The sequence below is a fragment of the Streptomyces sp. NPDC020801 genome (genome assembly GCF_044334385.1).
Taxonomy (GTDB): Bacteria; Actinomycetota; Actinomycetes; order Streptomycetales; family Streptomycetaceae; genus Streptomyces.
Genome location: NZ_JBIRST010000012.1, coordinates 213,132 through 232,724 on the forward strand (window position 1 = coordinate 213,132; position 19,593 = coordinate 232,724).

Genomic DNA, 19,593 nt, shown 5'->3' on the forward strand with positions numbered 1-19,593 from the left:
GGTGCTAGAATCCGTGTCATGTCGATCCAGACGCGCCGGGAGCGCGAGCGGGCTGAGCGGGAGCGGCTGATCGTGACGGCCGCGCGGGAACTGGCGGAGGCCGAGGGCTGGGACGCCGTCACCACTCGGCGGCTGGCCGCCGAGATCGAGTACAGCCAGCCCGTTCTCTACAGCCACTTCAAGGGCAAGGGCGCCATCATGGCGGCGGTCGCGGTGCAGGGTTTCGCGGAGCTGGCGGCCGGACTGCGGGCGGCACGCACGGCGGCCCAGGGCCCACGCGAGGCGCTGGGGGCGGTGGGCGAGGCGTACACCGCCTTCGCGCGGCGGCGGCCCGCGCTCTACGACGCGATGTTCACGCACACGGTCGACCTGCCGTTCGCGACGCCTCAGGCTCCGGCGGCGCTGCACGAGGCGTTCGGTGAACTGCTGCGGGCCGTCGAACCGGTGGCGGCCGAGGGCGACGAGCCGGGGCTGCTGACGGAGACGTACTGGGCCGGGCTGCACGGCCTGGTGACCCTGATGCGCAGCGGCCGCCTGCCGGAGGAAGCGCACGAGCGCCGGCTGGCGTTGCTGATCGGCCACTTCGTGCCGAAGGACGTGAAGTGAACGGCCGGCCGGCTACGGCTCGTCACCACCGCCGAACAGGCCCGCGCCCGTGTCGGACGGACGAGCGGGCGGGCGGGCGGGCGGGAAGGTCACTCGTCGGCCGCGGCCGCGGGCAGTGCCGCCCTCGGCCGCTGCCACCCACGCGACCCGCGGGCCAGCAGCCACGCCGTCGCCTCCTCGGGCGGCATCGCGGCCGCGACCAGCCAGCCCTGGACCGCGTCGCAGCCGAGGTCACGCAGGCGTTCCCAGGTCTCGTCGTCCTCCACGCCCTCGGCGACGACGAGCAGTCCGAGGGAGTGCGCGAGGTCGACGGTGCAGCGCACGATCTCGGCGTCCTCGGTGTCGACCGCCAGCCGGGCCACGAACGAACGGTCGATCTTCAGCTCGCTCACCGGGAGTCTGCGCAGATGCACCAGCGAGGAGTAGCCGGTACCGAAGTCGTCCAGCGACATCTTCACGCCGTGCCCGGTCAGGGCGTGCAGCGTGTCGGCGGCGCGCTGGGGGTCCTCCAGCAGCACGTGCTCGGTTATCTCCAGTTGGAGCGCTCCCGCCGGCACACCGTGCCGGGCCAGCCGGGCGGCCACCGAGCCGGCGAAGCCGGGGGTGTGCACGTCGCGCGGGGAGACGTTGACCGCGACGGGTACCTGCAGCCCCTGGGCGCGCCACTGGGCGACCTGCCCGAGTGCGGTCTCCAGTACGTACTCCGTCAGATGGGGCATCAGCCCCGAGGACTCGGCGATCGCTATGAACTCGTCCGGCGGGACCCTGCCACGCTCGGGGTGGACCCAGCGGACCAGCGCCTCCAGGCCGGCCACCTGGCCGTCGAAGCGGACCTTGGGCTGGTAGTGGAGCTCGACCTCGTGGGCGTCCAGGGCCCGGCGCAGATCGCCGAGCAGGCCCAGCCGGTCGGGGGTGTTGGAGTCCCGCTTGGACTCGTACACCTCCACGCCCGTACGGTCCCGCTTGGCCTGGTACATCGCCACGTCCGCCCGGCGCAGCATCCCCTCGGCGTCCAGGGCGTGGTCGGGGAAGACGGCGACACCGGCGCTGGCCTCCAGCACCAGGGTGAGCCCGTCGAGATCGAGCGGCGAGCTGAGGGTGGTGACCAGGCCGCGCGCGATCCGGGTCGCTGACGTGGTGGAGTCGGCGACCGGCAGTAACACGGCGAACTCGTCGCCGCCGAGCCGCGCGGCCTCCGCCCCGCGCGGCAGTGCCAGCCGCAGCCGGTCGGCTATCTGCAGCAGCAGCCGGTCTCCGGCCAGATGACCGAGGGTGTCGTTGACCGACCGGAAACGGTCGAGGTCGATCAGCATCAACGCGGCCCGGGCGCCGATGCGTTCGGCGTCGTCGAGGGCGGTCCAGATGCGCTCCAGGAGCCACTGCCGGTTGGGCAGTCCGGTCAGCGGGTCGCGCAGCTGTTCCTCGGCCCGGGCGCGGGCCATCCACAGGGTGGAGTCCAGGGCGATGAGCGGGATGGCGAACAGCGGCAGCAGGATCGGCTTGGCGGCGGCGACCACGCAGACCAGCGGGGCGATGCCGAGCAGGGCGACCGCCACGAGACCCTGCCGGACCAGGGCGGTGCGGGCGACGGTGGGCAGTCCGCCGGTGCGCGGGGCGTGCAGGTACCACAGCAGGGTGCGGGTGACGGCGAGATAGACGGCGGCGGCCAGCACCACCAGGGGGGCGGCGCAGACGGTCCAGGTGGCCGGGTCCCAGGGCCGCTCGACCGTCGGTACCCGGCCGAAGGCGCCCAGCACGAGGGCCGCCGCGCCGATGCCGAGGATGTCCGCCGCGCCGTGCAGCACGCCGGGCCGCCAGCGGTTGCGCCGGGCTATCCCCACCAGGACGACGACGGTGAGGCTGACCATGCCGGCGGGGACCCAGCCGTAGAGCAGCAGCACGGCGAGGGTGAGGGCGGCGCCCGAACCGGTGCCGCCCCACCAGCGGGCGCGGCCGAGCATGACCAGATGGCCGACGATGGTTCCGGTGAGCACGGCCAGCGACCAGCCGACCGTGCCGGAGGGGAACAGCGCGTGGTGGCCGGCGAACGCGCGGTAGAAGCCGGCGGCGAGGGCGAAGCCGGCCGCCGCGACGACCGCCGCGGGCAGCGCGGGCCAGGACAGGTGCCGTTCGGTCTCGGCGCAGGGCAGCCCGGTCCCGTGTTCGGCGGTCAGTTGTGCGGGGGCGCGAACCTCCGCGACGGTGTACTGTCCGGCGGCACGCCCCTGGTGCCCGGCGCGTCCCTCCGCCCCCGAGCAGTCCGGCGTCCGCCCCCGGCGCGCCCGCCATGCGCCGGCGATCCGGCGCAGCCGTGAGTGCGGGGCGGCGCTCTCGGTCGGTTCCATTCCCGTCCCTCTCACAGCCGGCGGTGCCCACGCCACGCGGCGGCCCGATGCCCGACATCCATCAACGGCTCCGCGCTGGAAAACCCTTCCACGTACTCATCAGGAGCACGGGGATGCCCCGACCGCAGCTGGGCACGGCAGGCGCATACCTCAACAGTAGGCCGCAGAAGGCTTTCACGGGCAGCGGTCGTCGACGGTTGCCCGAATGCGCCCCGGCCACCCGTATGCATCTGATATGCGCCGAACGGGTGGTCTTCAACCGCTACTCGCCGGTCGGAAGCGCGACTTCGGCCGCCGCGTCCGGTCCCCGCTCCAGCAGGACGCCGAATCCGTCCTCGTTCAGAACGGGAACCTTGAGCTGCATCGCCTTGTCGTACTTCGACCCGGGGCTGTCGCCGACGACGACGAAGGACGTCTTCTTGGAGACCGAACCGGTCACCTTCGCACCGCGGCTCTGCAACGCCTCCTTGGCGCCGTCACGGGTGTACTGCTCCAGAGTGCCGGTGACCACGACCGTCAGCCCCTCGAGCGGGCGCGGGCCTTCGTCCTCGCCGGAGCTCTCCTCCTCCATCCGGACACCCGCGGCCCGCCACTTGCGGAGGATCTCCTGGTGCCAGTCCTCGGCGAACCACTCCTTCAGCGAGGCCGCGATGATCGGGCCGACGCCCTCGGTGCCGGCCAGCTCCTCCTCACTGGCCCGCTCGATGCGGTCGACGGAGCGGAATTCCCGGGCCAGCGCCTCGGCCGCCACCGGTCCGACGTGACGGATCGACAGGCCGGTGAGGACGCGGGCGAGCGGGCGCCGCCTGGCCGCGGCGATGTTCTCCAGCATGGCAAGCGCGTTCTTCCTGGGCTCGCCCTGCTGGTTGGCGAAGACCGTGACGACCTTCTCCTCGCCGGTCTTCGGGTCGCGCTTGGGCAGGCCGCTGTCCTGGTCGAGGACGTAGGCCTTGATGGGCAGCAACTGCTCGACGGTGAGGTCGAACAGGTCGCCCTCGTCCCTCAGCGGCGGCTCCGCGGGCTCCAGCGGCTTGGTCAGGGCGGCCGCGGCGACATAGCCGAAGTGCTCGATGTCCAGCGCCTTGCGGCCCGCGAGATAGAACAGACGTTCGCGCAACTGGGCGGGGCAGGTGCGGGCGTTCGGGCAGCGCAGGTCGACGTCGCCCTCCTTCATCGGCCTGAGCGGGGTACCGCACTCGGGGCACTCGGACGGCATCACGAACTCCCGCTCGCTGCCGTCGCGCAGGTCGACGACCGGACCCAGGATCTCCGGGATGACGTCCCCGGCCTTGCGCAGCACCACCGTGTCGCCGATGAGGACGCCCTTGGCCTTGACGACGTCCTGGTTGTGCAGGGTGGCGAACTCGACCTCCGAGCCGGCCACCGTGACCGGCTCGACCTGCGCATACGGCGTGACCCGGCCCGTGCGGCCCACGCCCACGCGGATGTTGACGAGCTTGGTGTTGACCTCCTCCGGCGCGTACTTGTACGCGATCGCCCAGCGCGGCGCGCGCGATGTGGAGCCGAGGCGGCCCTGGAGCGGGATCTCGTCGAGCTTGACCACGACGCCGTCGATCTCGTGCTCCACCGAGTGCCGGTTCTCGCCGTAGTACGCGATGAACTCGCGTACGCCGTCGAGGCCGTCGACCACCTTGTTGTGCCGGGAGGTGGGCAGGCCCCAGGTGTGCAGCAGGTCGTAGGCCTGGGAGAGGCGGTCGATGCCCCGGTAGCCCGCCAGGGCGCCGATGCCGTGGACCACCATGTGCAGGGGGCGGGTGGCGGTGACGCGCGGGTCCTTCTGGCGCAGCGAACCCGCCGCCGCGTTGCGCGGGTTGGCGAAGGGCTTGTCGCCGGCCGCGACCAGGCGGGCGTTGAGCTCCTCGAACTTCTCCATCGGGAAGTAGACCTCGCCTCGGATCTCGACGAGGTCCGGGACGCGGTCGCCCGTCAGCCGGTCCGGGATCTCCGTGATCGTCCGGACGTTGGGCGTGATGTCCTCTCCGGTGCGGCCGTCGCCGCGGGTCGCCGCGCGCGTGAGGCGGCCGTGCTCGTAGGTGAGGTTGACGGCGAGGCCGTCCACCTTGAGCTCGCACAGGAAGTGGTACTCCTGCTCGCCCAGCTCCCTGGCGATGCGGTCGGCCCAGGCGGCGAGGTCGTCGTCGTTGAAGGTGTTGTCCAGCGAGAGCATCCGCTGACGGTGCTCCACTGCCGTGAAGTCCGTCGCGTAGGACCCCGCGACCTTCTGGGTCGGGGAGTCGGGCGTGCGCAGCTCCGGGTACTGCTGCTCCAGCGCCTCCAAAGAATGCAGAAGCCCGTCGAAGTCCGCGTCGCTGATGACGGGAGCGTCCTTGACGTAGTACCGGAAGCGGTGCTCCTCGACCTGCTCCGCGAGCCGCGCGTGCTGCTCCCGTGCCTCGGCGGGCACTGCCGTATCCGCTTGCTGCTTGTCGCCGGCCACCGTGTTGTCCTCCCGTTACTCAGGGTTGTCAGCGAGGGATCTCGCCGCCCGGACGCAGTGGGCGAGTGCCTGGCGTGCGTACGCGGGGGAAGCGCCCGCGAGCCCGCACGCCGGGGTGACCGTGACCGCCCGGGTGAGAAGCTCCGGGCGGAGCCCCAGCCTGCGCCACAGCGTCCTGACACCCATGACGCTACCGGCAGGGTCTGACAACGGGCCGTCCGTGGCCGGGACGACGCCGGCGAACAGACCGGTGCCGCCTTCGACGGCTTCCCCGATCGCCTCGTCGTCACGCTCGGTGAGGAGTGAGAGGTCCAGGGAGAGGGCCGCGGCGCCCACCCGGCGCAGCAGGGCGAACGGGACGTCCGGTGCGCACGAGTGCACCACTACCGGGCCCGACGCGTGAACCCCGAGGACGTCCCGGAGGGCCGCCTCGACGATCTGCCGGTCGACGGCGCGGTGGGTCCGGTAGCCGCTGGCGGACTTCACCTGCCCGCGCAGGACGGCGGTGAGGGAGGGCTCGTCGAGCTGGAGCACGAGCCGTGCGCCGGGCACCCGCCGCCGGACCTCCGCGAGGTGCAGCCGCAGTCCCTCGGCGAGCGAGGCGGCCAGGTCCCGGCAGGCGCCGGGATCGGAGAGGACGGCCTCGCCGTTCCTCAGCTCCAGGCCGGCGGCGAGCGTCCAGGGGCCGACGGCCTGCACCTTCAGCGCCCCTTCGTACCCCTGGGTGAACTCCTCCAGGGCGTCGAGGTCCTCCCCCAGCCAGGATCGCGCCCGCTTGGTGTCGCGCCCCGGCCGGTCCCCGATCCGCCAGCCGCTGGGCTCCACGCGCGCGTACAGCTCGACGAGCATTCCGGCGGTCCGCCCGATCATGTCGGCGCCGGGCCCCCGGGCCGGCAGCTCGGGCAGGAAGAGGAGGTCCTCGAAGGTGCCGGTGACGGTCTTGACGGCCTCCCGGGCGTCCCCGCCGGGCATGGACCCGATGCCGGTGGCACCGCCGAGGCTGAACTGGCTGTTGTCGCTCACCCGGGGAAGCCTACGGAACCCTCCGGGGGTCGAGCCGCTTCAGGGGGCGCCGTCCGTCCTTCCGGACGCCCGGAGTCCTTCCCGGGCACCCGGAGACCGGCGCCGGGCAGCCGTCCTTCAGCGTCCCGGCCGTACCGTCAGGTCGTTCACCTCCGCGTCCCCGGGCAGGTCGAGGGCCATGAGGATCGTCGTCGCGACGGACTCGGGGTCGATCCACTTCGAGGCGTCGTACTCCTTGCCCTCCTGCTGGTGGACCCTGGCCTGCATGGGGCCGGCGGTGCGGCCGGGGTAGACGGAGGTGACGCGGACGCCGTTGCCGTGCTCCTCGTGCCGCAGGGAGTCGGCCAGTGCCTTCAGGCCGTGCTTGGACGCGGCGTACGCGGACCAGTGGGCGTGGGCGTTCAGGCCCGCGCTCGAGTTGACGAACAGCACGTGACCGCGGGCCGCGCGCAGCTGGGGCAGGAAGTGACGGGTCAGCTCCGCCGGGGCGACCAGGTTGACGTTGAGCTGGTGGTGCCAGGTCCTGGGCGTCAGCTCGCCGACCGGGCCCAGGTCGACGACGCCGGCGATGTGGAGCAGGCAGTCCACCCGGTCGGGGAGCGTCTGGTGGGAGAAGGCCCAGCTCAGCCGGTCGGGGTCGGCAAGGTCGCCGACCAGCGTCCGCGCGCCGGGGAAGGCGGCCGCCAGCTCCTTGGCCCGGCCCGCGTCGCGCGCGTGCAGCACGAGTTCGTCCCCGCGCGCGTGCAGCCGGCGGGCAACGGCCGCGCCGATGCCGGAACCGGCTCCGGTGATCATATGTGTAGCCATGCCCGCCATGCTCGCACCACCCGATTCAGCGGCCGCCCAGCCCCTCGGCGGCAGCCGCCGATGTCTCGGCCTCCAGGTACGCGAGCGCGCGGGCGGGCTCCTCGGCGAAGTACATGAGCTCGGCCAGCGGCCGGGGCAGGAACCCTTCCTCCTCCATACGGCCGAACTGCTGCTGGAGGCCGTCGTAGAAGCCCGCAGTGTTCAGCAGCACGACCGGCTTGTGGGTGCGGCCGTGCTTCTTGAGCTCCAGGATCTCGGTGGCCTCGTCGAGCGTGCCGGTGCCACCCACCATGATCACCACTGCGTCGGCCTTCTCCAGGAGCAGCTTCTTGCGCTCTGCGAGGTCCCGCGCGATCACCATCTCGTCGGCGCCGGGCCGTGCCTTGGCCGACAGGAAGTCGACCGAGACGCCGACGAGCCGGCCGCCCGCCTCGTGCACGCCGTCCGCGACCACCTTCATCAGGCCGGAGTCGGACCCGCCCCACACCAGGGTGTGCCCGCCCTTGCCGAGCAGCCTGGCGAAGTCCCGCGCGGGACGCGTGTAGCGCTCGTCGAGGTCGGCGGCGGACAGGAAGACGCAGATGTTCATGCGCCCCACGGTACGCGGGCGGGAAACGTGCGCCGTACACGGGAAGAAGCCCGTCCTCGCGGGCGCTGTCCCGGTATGACCCAAGGACACACGATCACCATCGAGCAGAGCGGCGAGCACGTGCGCGTGGTGCACGGCGGCCGGGTCCTGGCGGAGAGCGACCGGGCCCTGGTGCTGCGCGAGACCGGCTGTCCCGCGCGCTACTACCTGCCGCCCGAGGACGTACGCCTGGACCTGCTGACCCCGTCGGACACGCACACCTACTGCCCCTTCAAGGGCACGGCGTCCTACTGGTCGCTGCCGGACGCGGCGGACCTGGTGTGGTCGTACCCCGACCCGAAGCCGGACGTCGCCGAGATCAAGGACCGCCTCTGCTTCTACGAGCCGGAGGTGGGGTGACCCACGGCGCCTCCCCGATGAGTACGCTCCCGCGTGGCAGTCTTCACTGGCATGGACAAGAAGACCATCTCGCGCGACGGCACCCCGCTCGCCCACCACCGCTCCGGACAGGGCCCGGTGGTCGTTCTCGTCAGCGGCGCGATGTCGACGGGGGCCACGCTCGCGCCGCTGGCGGCGGCGCTGTCGGACCGCTTCGGCGCCGTCGTCTACGACCGCCGGGGCCGCGGCGGGAGCGGGGACACCGCCCCGTACGCGGTGGAACGGGAAGTCGAGGACCTGGCGGCGGTGATCGAGGCGGCGGGCGGCGAGGCGGCGCTCTACGGCATCTCGTCGGGCGGCGCGCTGGCCCTCAGGGCGGCGGCGAGCGGACTGCCGGTCCGCCGGGTGGCGGTCTACGAGCCGCCGTTCGCGGTGTACGAGGGCGGCGAGCGGGAGCGCGCGGAGTACACCGGCAACCTGACCACAGCGCTCGCGGAGGGCCGCCCCGGGGACGCGGTGGAGCTGTTCCTGCGGCTTACCGGGCTGGCCCCGCAGATGATCGCGAACGCCCGCCAGTCCCCGATGTGGGCCTCCATGGAGGCGATCGCGCACACGCTGGCGTACGACAACGCCGTGATGGGCGACGGCCTGGTCCCCCGCGACCTGCTGGCCTCCGTCACCGTGCCGGTCCTGGCCGTCGCGGGCGGCGCGAGCCCGGGCTGGCTGCGCGAGGCGGCCAAGGCGGTCGCCTCGGCCGCGCCCCAGGGCGCGTACCGCACCCTGGAGGGCCAGAGCCACGCGGTGGAGCCGGAGGCACTGGCGCCGGTGCTGGCGGAGTTCTTCGCCGGGTGAGCGGCGCCCGGCGGCGGACGGGAGGCGGTTACGCCGCTCCGGCCGTCGCCCGCTCCGTCGAGGCGATGGTCGCGGAGCCCACCACGCGCGCGCCGTCGTAGAGGACGATCGCCTGGCCGGGGGCGACCCCGCGGACGGGCTCGGTGAAGGTGACCCGCAGCTCGCCGCCGGCCAGTTCGGCGGTGACCTCCGTCTCGCCGCCGTGGGCGCGCAGCTGGGCGGTGTAGGTGCCGGGGCCGGTGGGGGCGGTGCCGCACCAGCGGGGCCTGACGGCCGTGAGCGCGCCGACGTCCAGGGCGGCGGCCGGGCCGACCGTCACCGTGTTGGTCACCGGGGAGATGTCCAGGACGTAGCGCGGCTTGCCGTCGGGGGCCGGGGTGCCGATGCGCAGGCCCTTGCGCTGGCCGATGGTGAAGCCGTACGCGCCCTCGTGGGTGCCGACGACCGCTCCCGCCTCGTCGACGATGTCCCCCTCCGCCCTGCCCAGGCGACGGGCCAGGAAGCCCTGGGTGTCGCCGTCGGCGATGAAGCAGATGTCGTGCGAGTCGGGCTTCTTGGCGACGGCCAGGCCCCGGCGCTCGGCCTCCGCGCGGATCTCGTCCTTGGTGGTGACCGTGTCCCCGAGCGGGAACATCGCGTGCGCGAGCTGCTTCTCGTCCAGCACACCGAGGACGTACGACTGGTCCTTGGCCATGTCGGAGGCGCGGTGCAGCTCGCGGGTGCCGTCCTCGCCCACGACCACCTTGGCGTAGTGACCGGTGCAGACCGCGTCGAAGCCGAGGGCGAGGGCCTTGTCCAGCAGGGCCGCGAACTTGATCTTCTCGTTGCAGCGCAGGCAGGGGTTCGGGGTGCGGCCGGCCTCGTACTCGGCGACGAAGTCCTCGACGACGTCCTCGCGGAAGCGGTCGGCGAGGTCCCAGACGTAGAACGGGATGCCGATGACGTCCGCGGCGCGGCGGGCGTCGCGCGAGTCCTCGATGGTGCAACAGCCCCGGGCGCCCGTGCGGAAGGACTGCGGGTTCGCGGAGAGCGCGAGGTGGACGCCGGTGACGTCGTGTCCGGCTTCCGCGGCGCGCGCGGCGGCGACGGCGGAGTCGACGCCGCCGGACATGGCGGCGAGGACGCGGAGGGGGCGGGGGCGCTGCGGGGTGTCAGTCATAGCCCTTCCAGGGTACGGGGGCGCGGACTCGGCGGTCGCGCACGTTCCGTTCCCGCAACTCCCTGACCGCACGGTTCACCGCGGCGACGTCGTCGTCGCGGTGCAGCAGCCCGCGCGGCCGGCCCTCCGGTCAGGTCAGGCCCGCCGCCCGGGCGCGTTCCACCACCGGGCCGATGGCCTTGGCGACCGCTTCGACGTCGGCCTCCGTGGAGGTGTGCCCGAGGGAGAAGCGGAGGGTGCCGCGGGCCAGGTCCGGATCGGTGCCGGTGGCGAGGAGGACATGGCTGGGCTGGGCGACGCCGGCGGTGCAGGCGGAGCCGGTCGAGCACTCGATGCCCTGGGCGTCCAGCAGGAGCAGCAGGGAGTCGCCCTCGCAGCCGGGGAAGGTGAAGTGGGCGTTGGCCGGGAGGCGTCCCTCCGGGGCGGGGTCGCCGCCGAGGATCGCGTCCGGGACCGCCGTCCGCACGGCCTCGATCAGCTCGTCGCGCAGTGCGCCGATCTCACGGGCGAACCACTCGCGCTGCTCGGCGGCGAGCCGGCCGGCGACGGCGAAGGAGGCGATCGCCGGGACGTCGAGGGTGCCGGAGCGGACGTGCCGTTCCTGGCCGCCGCCGTGCAGGACGGGTACGGGGGTGTGCTCGCGGCCGAGGATCAGGGCGCCGATGCCGTAGGGGCCGCCGATCTTGTGGCCGGAGACCGTCATCGCGGCGAGGCCGGAGACGGCGAAGTCCACCGGGACCTGGCCGAAGGCCTGGACCGCGTCGGCGTGCAGCGGGATGCCGAACTCAGAGGCCACGCCTGCCAGTTCGCGGACCGGCAGGACCGTGCCGATCTCGTTGTTGGCCCACATGACGGTGGCGAGGGCCACGTCGTCGGGGTTGCGTTCGACGGCCTCGCGCAGGGCCTCGGGGTGGACCCGGCCGTAGGAGTCGACCGGGAGGTACTCGACGGTGGCGCCCTCCTGTTCGCCGAGCCAGTGCACGGCGTCGAGGACGGCGTGGTGCTCGACGGGGCTGGCCAGCACGCGGGTGCGGGCGGGGTCGGCGTCGCGCCGCGACCAGTACAGGCCCTTGACGGCGAGGTTGTCGGCCTCGGTGCCGCCGGAGGTGAAGACGACCTCGCTGGGTCGGGCGCCGAGGGCTTCGGCGAGGGCTTCGCGGGACTCCTCGACCCTGCGGCGGGCTCTGCGGCCGGATGCATGGAGGGAGGAGGCGTTGCCGGTGACGCCCAGTGCGGCGGTCAGCGCCTCTGCCGCCTCCGGGAGCATGGGGGTCGTCGCGGCGTGGTCGAGGTAGGCCATGGTGAGGCGATTCTACGGGGAAGCCTCGGGCCGCCCTCGGCCGGCAGCGGGGTGGGGTTTCGGACGGGCGGTGTGCCCGGCCGTCCCGCTCGACCGTGCCCCGTCGTCCTCGGGGCCGGGGTCGTGCAGTGCGCTCAGGGGTTCAGAAGCTCCAGGACACCGTGTTGTCCACCTGCATGAAGGCGAGCAGGACGACGAGATCGGCGATGCCGAGGCCCAGACCCAGGTAGGCGCGGCCGGGGCGGGCGGTGCCCCGCCACAGGGCGATGCCGGCCAGGGCGATGGCGATGGGGCCCAGGAAGAGGTTGAGGACGAGGAGGCCGAGCAGGCCGAGGATGAAGGACGCGACGGCCATGCCGTCGGCGTCGCGTGTACCGGTGCGGCGCGTGGCCGGTGCGGTGAGTTGCATGGTGGGTCGGCTCCCGACGGTCGGTTGCGGGTCCTCCGCTCGCGCGGAGCCCGGGGACGGTGGACGAAGGGTCAGTGGGACGTGCCGCGGCGGCGGCCGTGGCGCTCGCGGAGCGCGAAGATGCCGAGCCAGGCGGCGATCACGACGGCGGCGACGACGGTGAAGTCCAGCGGCGCGTGGGCCACGGTGCCCAGGACGACACCGAGCAGCATCAGTGCGGCGACGAGGAACAGCATGGGACAAATCCCCCTCCGGCGTTCTCCCGAGGACTTCCGGCCTGCCTCCCGTGAAGTTTCGGTGAACGCTTGTAGTAACACTTGTTCACTGACTTCTGAGTCTAGCGCGTCCCGGCGCTTTGAAATTCCAGAGAACAGTTGTTAACTGCATGGCATGAGTCACACTCTCGGTGCCCGGCAGGCCCAGAAGCAGAAGACCCGGCAGGCCCTCCTGGACGCGGCGCTGGCCCTGCTGGAGGAGCAGAGCCTGAGCAGCCTGGGCCTGCGCGAGGTCACGCGCGCCGTCGGCGTCGCCCCGACCGCCTTCTACCGGCACTTCCGCTCCACGGCGGATCTCGGCGTGGCCCTGGTCGAGGAGGCGCTGGGCAGTCTGCACCCGATGATCCGGACGACGGTGTCCACGGCGGACGACACCGAGGAACGCATCACGCGCGCCATCCAGCTGATCGCCCGTCACGTGGACGCGTACCCCGCGCACGTCCGTTTCATCGCCCGGGAGCGGCACGGCGGGGTGCAGCCGGTACGGGAGGCCATCCGGGAACAACTGGCCCGGTTCGCCCAGGAGGTGAAGGACGAGCTGGCCAAGGACGCCCAGGCCGTGGGCTGGAGCGACGACGACCTGCTCATGCTCGCCCACCTCTACGTCGACCAGATGCTGATCACCGCCTCGCTCTTCCTGGAGGCGCTCGACGCCCCGGAGCCGGAGCGCGGGCGCGTGACCCAGGTCGCCACCCGGCAGTTGAGGCTGATCAGCATCGGCCGCCGGCACTGGCTGGACGGCTGAGCACGACGATCAGCCCTCCTGCCCCTGCCCGGCTCCCGTCCCTGCCCCTGATCCTGCGCCTGTCACTGCGCGCCCGGCTGTCCCCCGCCGGACCCGCCACAGACGCCGCCCTGCCCCCCCGCCCGGCATCCCGGAGGGAGCCGTGAAAGCACCGGAGCGCCGCACCGGCGCCGTGCCGGTCGGCCCGTCCGACGCCGCCCCCGACGGCGCGACGGACGGCGCCCCGCCGGGCATCCCGGTCGGCATCCCGCCCGGCACCGCACTCGGCATCCCGCCCGGGCCCCCGCCCCGTCTACGCCCGTGCCACCGAGCAGGCAGCCGCACTGATCAAGACCGTACGGCCGGAGCAGGTGACCGGGCCGACGCAGTGCACCGGGTTCGGCGTCCGCACACTGCTGGGCCATGTCGTCGGCGGCACCCTGCGGATCGCGGTCGTCGGCGAGGGCGGCGACGGGCTCGCGGTGCACCCGTTCGCCGAAGGCGTCGCGGAGGGCGATGGGACGGCGGCCCACGACGAGTCCGCACCCGGGTTCTGCGGCGCCCGGGAGAGCGACGAGCGCCTGACGGCGCCGGCCCGCGTGCCGTGGGGCGAGGTGCCGGGGCACGCGGCACTGTCCGGGTACGTCAGGGAGCTGGTGACCCACACCCGGGACATCGGCGAGGCGCTCGGCGGCCGCCCCCTCGAACTCGGCCCCGGACTCGCCGGGTTCACCCTCGCCACCGCCCGGCGCGTCCTGCCCGATCCGCGGCGGGACACCCAGGGCCACTTCGGCTCGGCCGTCCCGGCTCCTGAAGGAGCCGGGACCTGCCGGCAGCCGGCGGCCCGGCCGGGACGGGAGCCGCTCAGCCGAGCCTGACCCGCGCGAGCTGACGGGACTGCGCGACCAGCCGGCCGGCGCTGTCCCAGACCTCGGCGTCCTCCTCCAGGAAGCCGCCGGCGAGGTTGCGGGTGGTGATGGCGACGCGCAGCGGGCCCGGCGCCGGGCGGCAGCGGACGTGCACGGTCAGCTCGACGGTGGGGACCCAGCCCTTCAGGCCGAGTTCGAAGGCGGTCGGGGGCAGCGCGTCCACGGCGAGCAGCAAGGAGAGCGGGTCGTGATCGCGGCCGTCGGCGAGACCGAACCAGGCCCGCATCTCCCCCTTGCCGGAGGGCGCGCCGAGCGCCCAGCCGAGGGTGGCCGGGTCCAGCTTGAGCATGAGCCGGTCGGTGATGGCCGAGCTTCCGGGGACCGGGGCCGGCCCGTCCTGGGGTCCGAAGCACTGCTCCATCGGCGGGATCGCGGGCGGATTCGCCGTGGTGCGGACGTCGTCGGGGAGGGTGTCCAGGGCGCCGTAGGAGGCCAGGACGCGGATGCGCTCGACCTCGCGGCCGTCCTCGTCGTACTGGAAGAGGGAGGCCTGGCCGGTGGAGAGGGTGCGTCCGGTGCGGACCACGTCCGTGCGCACGACGGCCGGTCCGGGCTGGGAGGCGGTCAGGTAGTGCGCCGAGATGGTGAACGGGTCCGGGTGCGGCAGGGCGTCCGCGAGCGCGCGGCCGAGGACGGCGAGCAGATAGCCGCCGTTGACGGCGTTGATGATGGTCCAGCCGGCGGAGAGGTCGATGTCGTAGACGCCGGGGGCGCGCGGGGCGACCGCGGTGTCCCGGTCGAACTCGCTGTCGCCGATCGTGGCCCGCACGGCCGGGGCGGAAGCTGCTTCTGGCATGGGTGAACGGTACAACAAGTAACTACTAAGCGGTAGCTTTTTGCACCCCAGCCCTATGACGAACGCCACTCTCCCGGCGCTTCCACGCAGCTGACCGGTGAGACTTCGGCAATTTCCCGGTAAGTGCCCGTACGCGTCCGTAACCCGAGGCCGCCGTTTTCCCTCTATGAGGACATGAGCCTCACCGGGACTCCGTTCCTGTACACGACCATCGCGCTGGCCGTGATCGCCCTGGCCCTTCCGTTCGTCCTGTGGACACGGCTGAAGGGCCCGAAGGCGCTGCGCGCCGCGGTCCGGGCGCTGATGCTGCTGTTCGCCCAGGCCACGGCCGTGACCCTGGTCTTCGTGCTGGTGAACAACGCCAACAACCTGTACGACAACTGGGCCGACCTGCTCGGCACGGGCAACCATGTGCAGCAGGCCGCCGACCTGGGCGCCGACGGCACCGGAGGAATCGCCTACCGGAAGCTGCCCAAGGTCCGGCAGACGTTCGGCCAGGCCGACGGTCCCGGCATGCACGCCGCAGGCGGGGTCAAGGTCACCCAGCTGAAGGGCCGGGTCTCGGGGGTGAGCGGCGAGGTCTACGTCTGGCTGCCGCCGCAGTACAACGAGCCCGCATACAAGAACAAGAAGTTCCCCGTGGTCGAGCTGCTCTCCGGCTACCCCGGCTCGGCGAAGGCCTGGTTCGGGTCGGCGAAGGTGCACGAGCAGCTGGAGCCGCTGATGAGGAGCGGCCAAGTGGCGCCGTTCATACTCGTCTCCCCGCGCACCAACCTGGTCGCCAAGATCGACACGGGCTGCGCCAACACCCCGGGCACCGTGAACGCGGACAGCTGGCTGAGCATCGACGTGCCGAAGATGGTCATGGACAACTTCCGTGCCGAGCCGGCGCCGAACGGCTGGGCCGTGGCCGGCTACTCGGCGGGTGCGCACTGCGCGGCCAAGCTCACCGTCGCCCACCCCGACCGCTACCGGGCCGGGGTCAGCCTGTCCGGCTACAACGACCCGATCGGCGAGCGCAACTCGCTGGCCTCGCAGAGCATCGAGACCCGGCGCGCGAACAACCCCTACGCCCTGCTGAAGAAGTACCGCAAGCCGCCGCACATCGCGCTCTACTACTCCGGCGAGGCCAACGACGGCTACCAGGCCGGAGTGTCCATGGAGCAGATCGCGAAGGCGCCGACCACCGTGCGCGTGGTCTTCCTGCCGCGCAGCGCCGGCGGGCACAGCATGGCGCTGTGGCGGCCGCAGGTGCCCGAGGTGTTCCGCTGGCTGACCGCGGAGCTGGGCCAGAAGGACGCCCGGCACACCCGGCCGCCCTCCCCTACTCCTCCCGCACCGTCGAGCGCCGGTTCCAAGCCCGCGGAGCTCGCCAGTGGTACCGCATCGCGAGCAGGCGCAGGACGAAAGCGGTGATGGCCGCCAGCCCGCTGGTGAGCGGGCTCAGCGCGTCGTAGCCGATGCACAGCGCCACCATGGTGGCGCCGACGATCGCCGGGACCGCGTACAGGTCGCGGTCCCAGCGCAGCAGTGAGGGCACCTCGTTGGCGAGCACGTCCCGCAGCACACCGCCGCCCACGGCGGTGGCCAGGCCGAGGGTCGCCGACGCGGTGAGGTTCAGCCCGTAGGTGTACGCCTTGGTCGTACCGGCCACGCAGAACAGGCCGAGGCCGGCCGCGTCGAAGACGTAGACCGCGGTCTGGATGCGCTCCATGTGCGGATGCAGGAAGAACACCACGAGCGTGGCGAACAGCGGGGTGAGAAAGTACCCGAGGTCCGTGAACGCGGCCGGGGGCACGGCCCCGATGACCAGGTCACGGAAGAGCCCTCCGCCCAGCGCGGTGACCTCGGCGAGGACGGCGATGCCGAAGACGTCGAAGTTCTTGCGGACGGCCAGCAGCGCGCCGGAGATGGCGAACACGAAGATGCCGACCAGGTCGAGCGTGTGCTGGACGGAGGGGCTGAACAGTTGCGGAAGCACCCCACATTCTTACCCAGGGTGCGGCGTGGGCCTTGCGATGCAAGGCCCACCGGACACTTCCGCCCCTACAGAGCGGGTTTCCCGGTCGTGAAGAGCCACTTCTGGAACAGGTCGTCGAGCCGCTGCCCGGAGACCTTCTCGGCGAGACGGACGAAGTCGGCCGTGTTCGCGTTGCCGTAGCGGTGCAGCTTCGTCCAGGCGGGCAGCAGCCGGAAGAAGGCCTGGTCACCGATGCGTTCGCGCAGCGCCTGGAGCGTCATCGCGCCGCGCTGGTAGACGGCGGAGGCGAACATGGTGTCGCGCTGCGGGTCGGCCACCTCGATCTGCCAGAAGGAGCTGTCGGCCGGGCGGGCGTCGTAGGCGGCGAGGAAGGAGTCGTGCGCCGAGCGGGTGCCCTGGTGCTCGGCCCACAGCCACTGGGCGTAGGTGGCGAAGCCCTCGTTGAGCCAGATGTCCTTCCAGCGCTCCACCGACACCGAGTCGCCGAACCACTGGTGGGCCAGTTCGTGCACGATCGTCGTCTCGTTGCGCACGGCCGAGTAGGCGGGCTTGCTCTGCACCTCCAGCGAGAACCCGGCCTCGGGCATGTCGTCGACGATCGCCCCGGTCTCCTCGAACGGGTACGGCCCGAAGACCTGCGACCAGTAGTCGGTGGCGGCGGCGGTGACGGCGTAGACGTCGACGGTGTTGACGTTCTTCAGCTTGGGGTCGATGGCGACGTAGACCGGGATGCCGGACGGGGTGTGCCCGGTCCGCACGTCGAACTTCCCGATGGTGGCTGTCGCGAGATAGGTGGCCATCGGCCGGCTCTCGCGCCAGTGCGTGTACGTCGAGCCGCCCCGGTCGTACGTCGAGACCAGCCGGCCGTTGGAGACGGCGGTCAGGCCCTTGGGCGCCTTGATCCGGATGTCGTAGGTGGCCTTGTCGGCGGGGTGGTCGCTGGACGGGAACCAGGTGGAGGCGGCGTTGGGCTCGCAGGCGACGAAGACGCCGTCGTCGGTCTTCATCCAGCCGTAGCCGGAACCGAAGACGATGGGCCCGCCGAGGGGCTCGGGTACGCCGCCGTAGGTGACGGTGACGCGGAAGGTCCGGTTCTTGCGCAGGACCCCGCGCGGGGTGATGCGCAGTTCGTCGCCGTCCCGGGTGAAGCGGGCGCGTCTGCCGTCGACTTCGACGCCGGTGACCTGAAGCTTCTGCAGGTCCAGGTCGAAGGAGGACAGGTCCTGGGTGGCACGGGCGGTGAGCGTCGTACGTCCGTCGAGTCGGTCGGTGTCCGGGTTGTACGCGATGTCGAGGGCGTAGTGGCGGGCGTCGAAGCCGCCGTTGCCCGCCTGCGGGAAGTAGGAGTCGCCGATCCCGGGGGCGCCGGGAGTGGGGGCCGATGAGGCGGCGACGGCGAGGAAGGAGGCCGCCGCGGTGGCGAGGGCTCCTAAACGTGCCGAACGGGAGAGTGCCATGGAGTCATCCCTTCGCGCGTGCGTCGATCAGTGGATCGCACGGACAGGGCCGACTCTGCGCTCTCCCGTTCGGTCATGTGCATGACTTTGCCAAGTTGTCATGCCTCAGTCGTCATTTGACTCCTGACTGCCGCTGTCGCCACCGGACTTCTCCGAGGAAGCCGCTTCCGTGTGGGAGGCGGGCTCGGCGGACGCCCCGGCCGCGGGCTTCGCGGCCGTCGACTCGGCCGCGGACGACTCGGTGGCCTCCCCGGTCTCCGCGTGCTCCTCGGCGGCCGGGGAGGACCCGGCGGCCGGCCCGGCGGCGGCCTTTGCCGCTTCCGCCTCCGTCGCCGCCGCCTCCTGGGCGACCTCCGCGGCCACCGCCGCCGAGGTCGCGGCGGACTCCGCCAGCACCTCGTCGGCCACCAGCTCGGCGGCCTCCTTGGCGACCGTCAGCAGCACCGTGTCCTGCGGGGCCTGGTCCTCGAAGTTCTCCGGGTGGTGGCACGCCACCCGCTGACCGGGCTTCAGCTCCTTGAGCGGCGGCTCGGTCGTGCGGCAGATCTCCGTCGCCTTCCAGCACCGGGTGTGGAAGCGGCAGCCGCTCGGCGGGGCGATCGGCGAGGGCACGTCGCCCTTGAGCAGGATGCGCTCGCTCTTGGCGTTCCTGCGCTTGGGGTCGGGGATCGGGACGGCCGACATGAGCGCCTTGGTGTACGGGTGCATCGGCGCCTTGTACAGCGAGTCCCGGTCGGCCAGCTCGACGATCTTGCCGAGGTACATCACCGCGATCCGGTCCGAGACGTGCCGGACGACCGACAGGTCGTGCGCGATGATCACGTAGGTCAGACCCAGCTCCTCCTGGAGGTCGTCCAGCAGGTTGACGACCTGCGCCTGGATCGACACGTCCAGCGCGGAGACCGGCTCGTCGGCGACGACGAGCTTCGGGTTGAGCGCGAGCGCACGGGCGATGCCGATGCGCTGGCGCTGGCCACCGGAGAACTCGTGCGGGTAGCGGTTGTAGTGCTCGGGGTTGAGCCCGACCACCGACAGCAGCCGCTGCACCTCCTTCTTGATGCCGCCCTCGGGCTTGACGCCCTGGAGCTTGAAGGGGGCGCCGACGATCGTGCCGATGGTGTGGCGCGGGTTCAGCGACGAGTACGGGTCCTGGAAGATCATCTGCACGTCTCGGCGCATCGGGCGCATCCCGCCGACGCCGAGGTGCGTGATGTCCCTGCCCTCGAACTCGACCGTGCCCGCGGTCGGTTCGAGCAGCCGGGTGATGAGACGGCCCATGGTCGACTTGCCGCAGCCGGACTCGCCCACGACGCCCAGGGTCTCGCCCTTGCGCACCTCGAAGTCGATGCCGTCGACGGCGCGCACCGCGCCGACCTGGCGCTGGAGCAGGCCCTTGCGGATGGGGAAGTGCTTCTGGAGTCCGGTCACCTTCAGCAGGATCTCGCCCGACGAGGCCTTGTCGGTGAGGGTGGCACCGTCACTCTGCGCAGGGATGCTCACTGCTT

18 protein-coding genes and 1 pseudogene are annotated in these 19,593 nt (G+C 72.3%); 6 read left to right on the forward strand and 13 right to left on the reverse strand.

The window, feature by feature from the left end; genetic code table 11:
• Positions 1 to 18 precede the first annotated feature (18 nt).
• Entirely contained in the window at positions 19 to 606 is a 588-nt protein-coding gene (locus ACH4UM_RS25155; RefSeq protein WP_398183410.1) for a TetR/AcrR family transcriptional regulator, read from the forward strand.
• A gap of 89 nt (positions 607 to 695) precedes the next feature.
• On the opposite strand, the gene ACH4UM_RS25160 is transcribed toward ACH4UM_RS25155, so the two are convergent.
• From ACH4UM_RS25160 to ACH4UM_RS25180, 5 genes are all read right to left on the reverse strand, one after another.
• Positions 696 to 2,951, reverse strand: a complete 2,256-nt coding sequence (locus ACH4UM_RS25160) for a putative bifunctional diguanylate cyclase/phosphodiesterase (RefSeq protein ID WP_398183413.1) — start codon at positions 2,949 to 2,951, stop codon at positions 696 to 698.
• A gap of 262 nt (positions 2,952 to 3,213) precedes the next feature.
• A complete protein-coding gene (gene ligA / locus ACH4UM_RS25165; RefSeq protein WP_398183416.1) occupies positions 3,214 to 5,409 on the reverse strand; it encodes an NAD-dependent DNA ligase LigA in 2,196 nt (731 codons plus the stop codon).
• A gap of 15 nt (positions 5,410 to 5,424) precedes the next feature.
• A complete protein-coding gene (locus ACH4UM_RS25170; RefSeq protein ID WP_398183419.1) occupies positions 5,425 to 6,432 on the reverse strand; it encodes a methionine synthase in 1,008 nt (335 codons plus the stop codon).
• A gap of 117 nt (positions 6,433 to 6,549) precedes the next feature.
• Entirely contained in the window at positions 6,550 to 7,248 is a 699-nt protein-coding gene (locus ACH4UM_RS25175; protein ID WP_398183422.1) for an SDR family oxidoreductase, read from the reverse strand.
• Positions 7,249 to 7,264: 16 nt separating this feature from the next.
• Entirely contained in the window at positions 7,265 to 7,828 is a 564-nt protein-coding gene (locus tag ACH4UM_RS25180) for a TIGR00730 family Rossman fold protein (protein ID WP_398183425.1), read from the reverse strand.
• Positions 7,829 to 7,903: 75 nt separating this feature from the next.
• On the opposite strand from ACH4UM_RS25180, the gene ACH4UM_RS25185 reads away from it, so the two are divergent.
• Entirely contained in the window at positions 7,904 to 8,227 is a 324-nt protein-coding gene (locus ACH4UM_RS25185) for a DUF427 domain-containing protein (RefSeq protein WP_398183428.1), read from the forward strand.
• Between the two features lie 51 nt (positions 8,228 to 8,278).
• Positions 8,279 to 9,058 carry an alpha/beta fold hydrolase gene (locus ACH4UM_RS25190; protein ID WP_398183581.1) on the forward strand — a complete coding sequence of 260 codons (780 nt, stop codon included), beginning with the start codon at positions 8,279 to 8,281 and terminating at the stop codon, positions 9,056 to 9,058.
• A gap of 28 nt (positions 9,059 to 9,086) precedes the next feature.
• Here the strand turns inward: ACH4UM_RS25190 and mnmA are convergent, their stop codons facing one another.
• The 4 genes from mnmA to ACH4UM_RS25210 form a co-directional block, all read right to left on the reverse strand.
• A complete protein-coding gene (gene mnmA, locus ACH4UM_RS25195) occupies positions 9,087 to 10,217 on the reverse strand; it encodes a tRNA 2-thiouridine(34) synthase MnmA (RefSeq protein ID WP_398183430.1) in 1,131 nt (376 codons plus the stop codon).
• Between the two features lie 130 nt (positions 10,218 to 10,347).
• Positions 10,348 to 11,517: a cysteine desulfurase family protein gene (locus ACH4UM_RS25200; protein ID WP_398183433.1), complete on the reverse strand. Its 1,170-nt coding sequence runs from the start codon at positions 11,515 to 11,517 to the stop codon at positions 10,348 to 10,350.
• Positions 11,518 to 11,659: 142 nt separating this feature from the next.
• A complete protein-coding gene (locus ACH4UM_RS25205; RefSeq protein WP_398183436.1) occupies positions 11,660 to 11,926 on the reverse strand; it encodes a DUF4190 domain-containing protein in 267 nt (88 codons plus the stop codon).
• Positions 11,927 to 11,997: 71 nt separating this feature from the next.
• Entirely contained in the window at positions 11,998 to 12,162 is a 165-nt protein-coding gene (locus ACH4UM_RS25210; RefSeq protein ID WP_398183438.1) for a hypothetical protein, read from the reverse strand.
• Positions 12,163 to 12,316: 154 nt separating this feature from the next.
• On the opposite strand from ACH4UM_RS25210, the gene ACH4UM_RS25215 reads away from it, so the two are divergent.
• Both ACH4UM_RS25215 and ACH4UM_RS25220 read left to right on the forward strand, forming a co-directional pair.
• On the forward strand, positions 12,317 to 12,946 hold the full coding sequence (locus ACH4UM_RS25215) for a TetR family transcriptional regulator (protein WP_398183441.1): 630 nt from the start codon (positions 12,317 to 12,319) through the stop codon (positions 12,944 to 12,946).
• Between the two features lie 308 nt (positions 12,947 to 13,254).
• Positions 13,255 to 13,803: pseudogene (locus ACH4UM_RS25220) on the forward strand (TIGR03086 family metal-binding protein); the annotation flags it as partial.
• Here ACH4UM_RS25220 and ACH4UM_RS25225 read toward each other — a convergent pair.
• On the reverse strand, positions 13,790 to 14,650 hold the full coding sequence (locus tag ACH4UM_RS25225; RefSeq protein WP_398183443.1) for a thioesterase family protein: 861 nt from the start codon (positions 14,648 to 14,650) through the stop codon (positions 13,790 to 13,792). The pseudogene ACH4UM_RS25220 and the gene ACH4UM_RS25225 overlap by 14 nt on opposite strands.
• Positions 14,651 to 14,824: 174 nt before the next feature.
• On the opposite strand from ACH4UM_RS25225, the gene ACH4UM_RS25230 reads away from it, so the two are divergent.
• Positions 14,825 to 16,066 (forward strand): alpha/beta hydrolase, encoded by a 1,242-nt coding sequence (locus ACH4UM_RS25230; protein ID WP_398183446.1) that lies wholly within the window; start codon positions 14,825 to 14,827, stop codon positions 16,064 to 16,066.
• On the opposite strand, the gene ACH4UM_RS25235 is transcribed toward ACH4UM_RS25230, so the two are convergent.
• From ACH4UM_RS25235 to ACH4UM_RS25245, 3 genes are all read right to left on the reverse strand, one after another.
• Positions 15,975 to 16,631 carry a trimeric intracellular cation channel family protein gene (locus ACH4UM_RS25235; RefSeq protein WP_398183448.1) on the reverse strand — a complete coding sequence of 219 codons (657 nt, stop codon included), beginning with the start codon at positions 16,629 to 16,631 and terminating at the stop codon, positions 15,975 to 15,977. The genes ACH4UM_RS25230 and ACH4UM_RS25235 overlap by 92 nt on opposite strands.
• Before the next feature lie 65 nt (positions 16,632 to 16,696).
• Positions 16,697 to 18,088 (reverse strand): M1 family metallopeptidase, encoded by a 1,392-nt coding sequence (locus ACH4UM_RS25240; RefSeq protein ID WP_398183452.1) that lies wholly within the window; start codon positions 18,086 to 18,088, stop codon positions 16,697 to 16,699.
• A gap of 105 nt (positions 18,089 to 18,193) precedes the next feature.
• Positions 18,194 to 19,588 (reverse strand): ABC transporter ATP-binding protein, encoded by a 1,395-nt coding sequence (locus tag ACH4UM_RS25245; protein WP_398183454.1) that lies wholly within the window; start codon positions 19,586 to 19,588, stop codon positions 18,194 to 18,196.
• Between the last annotated feature and the right edge of the window lie 5 nt (positions 19,589 to 19,593).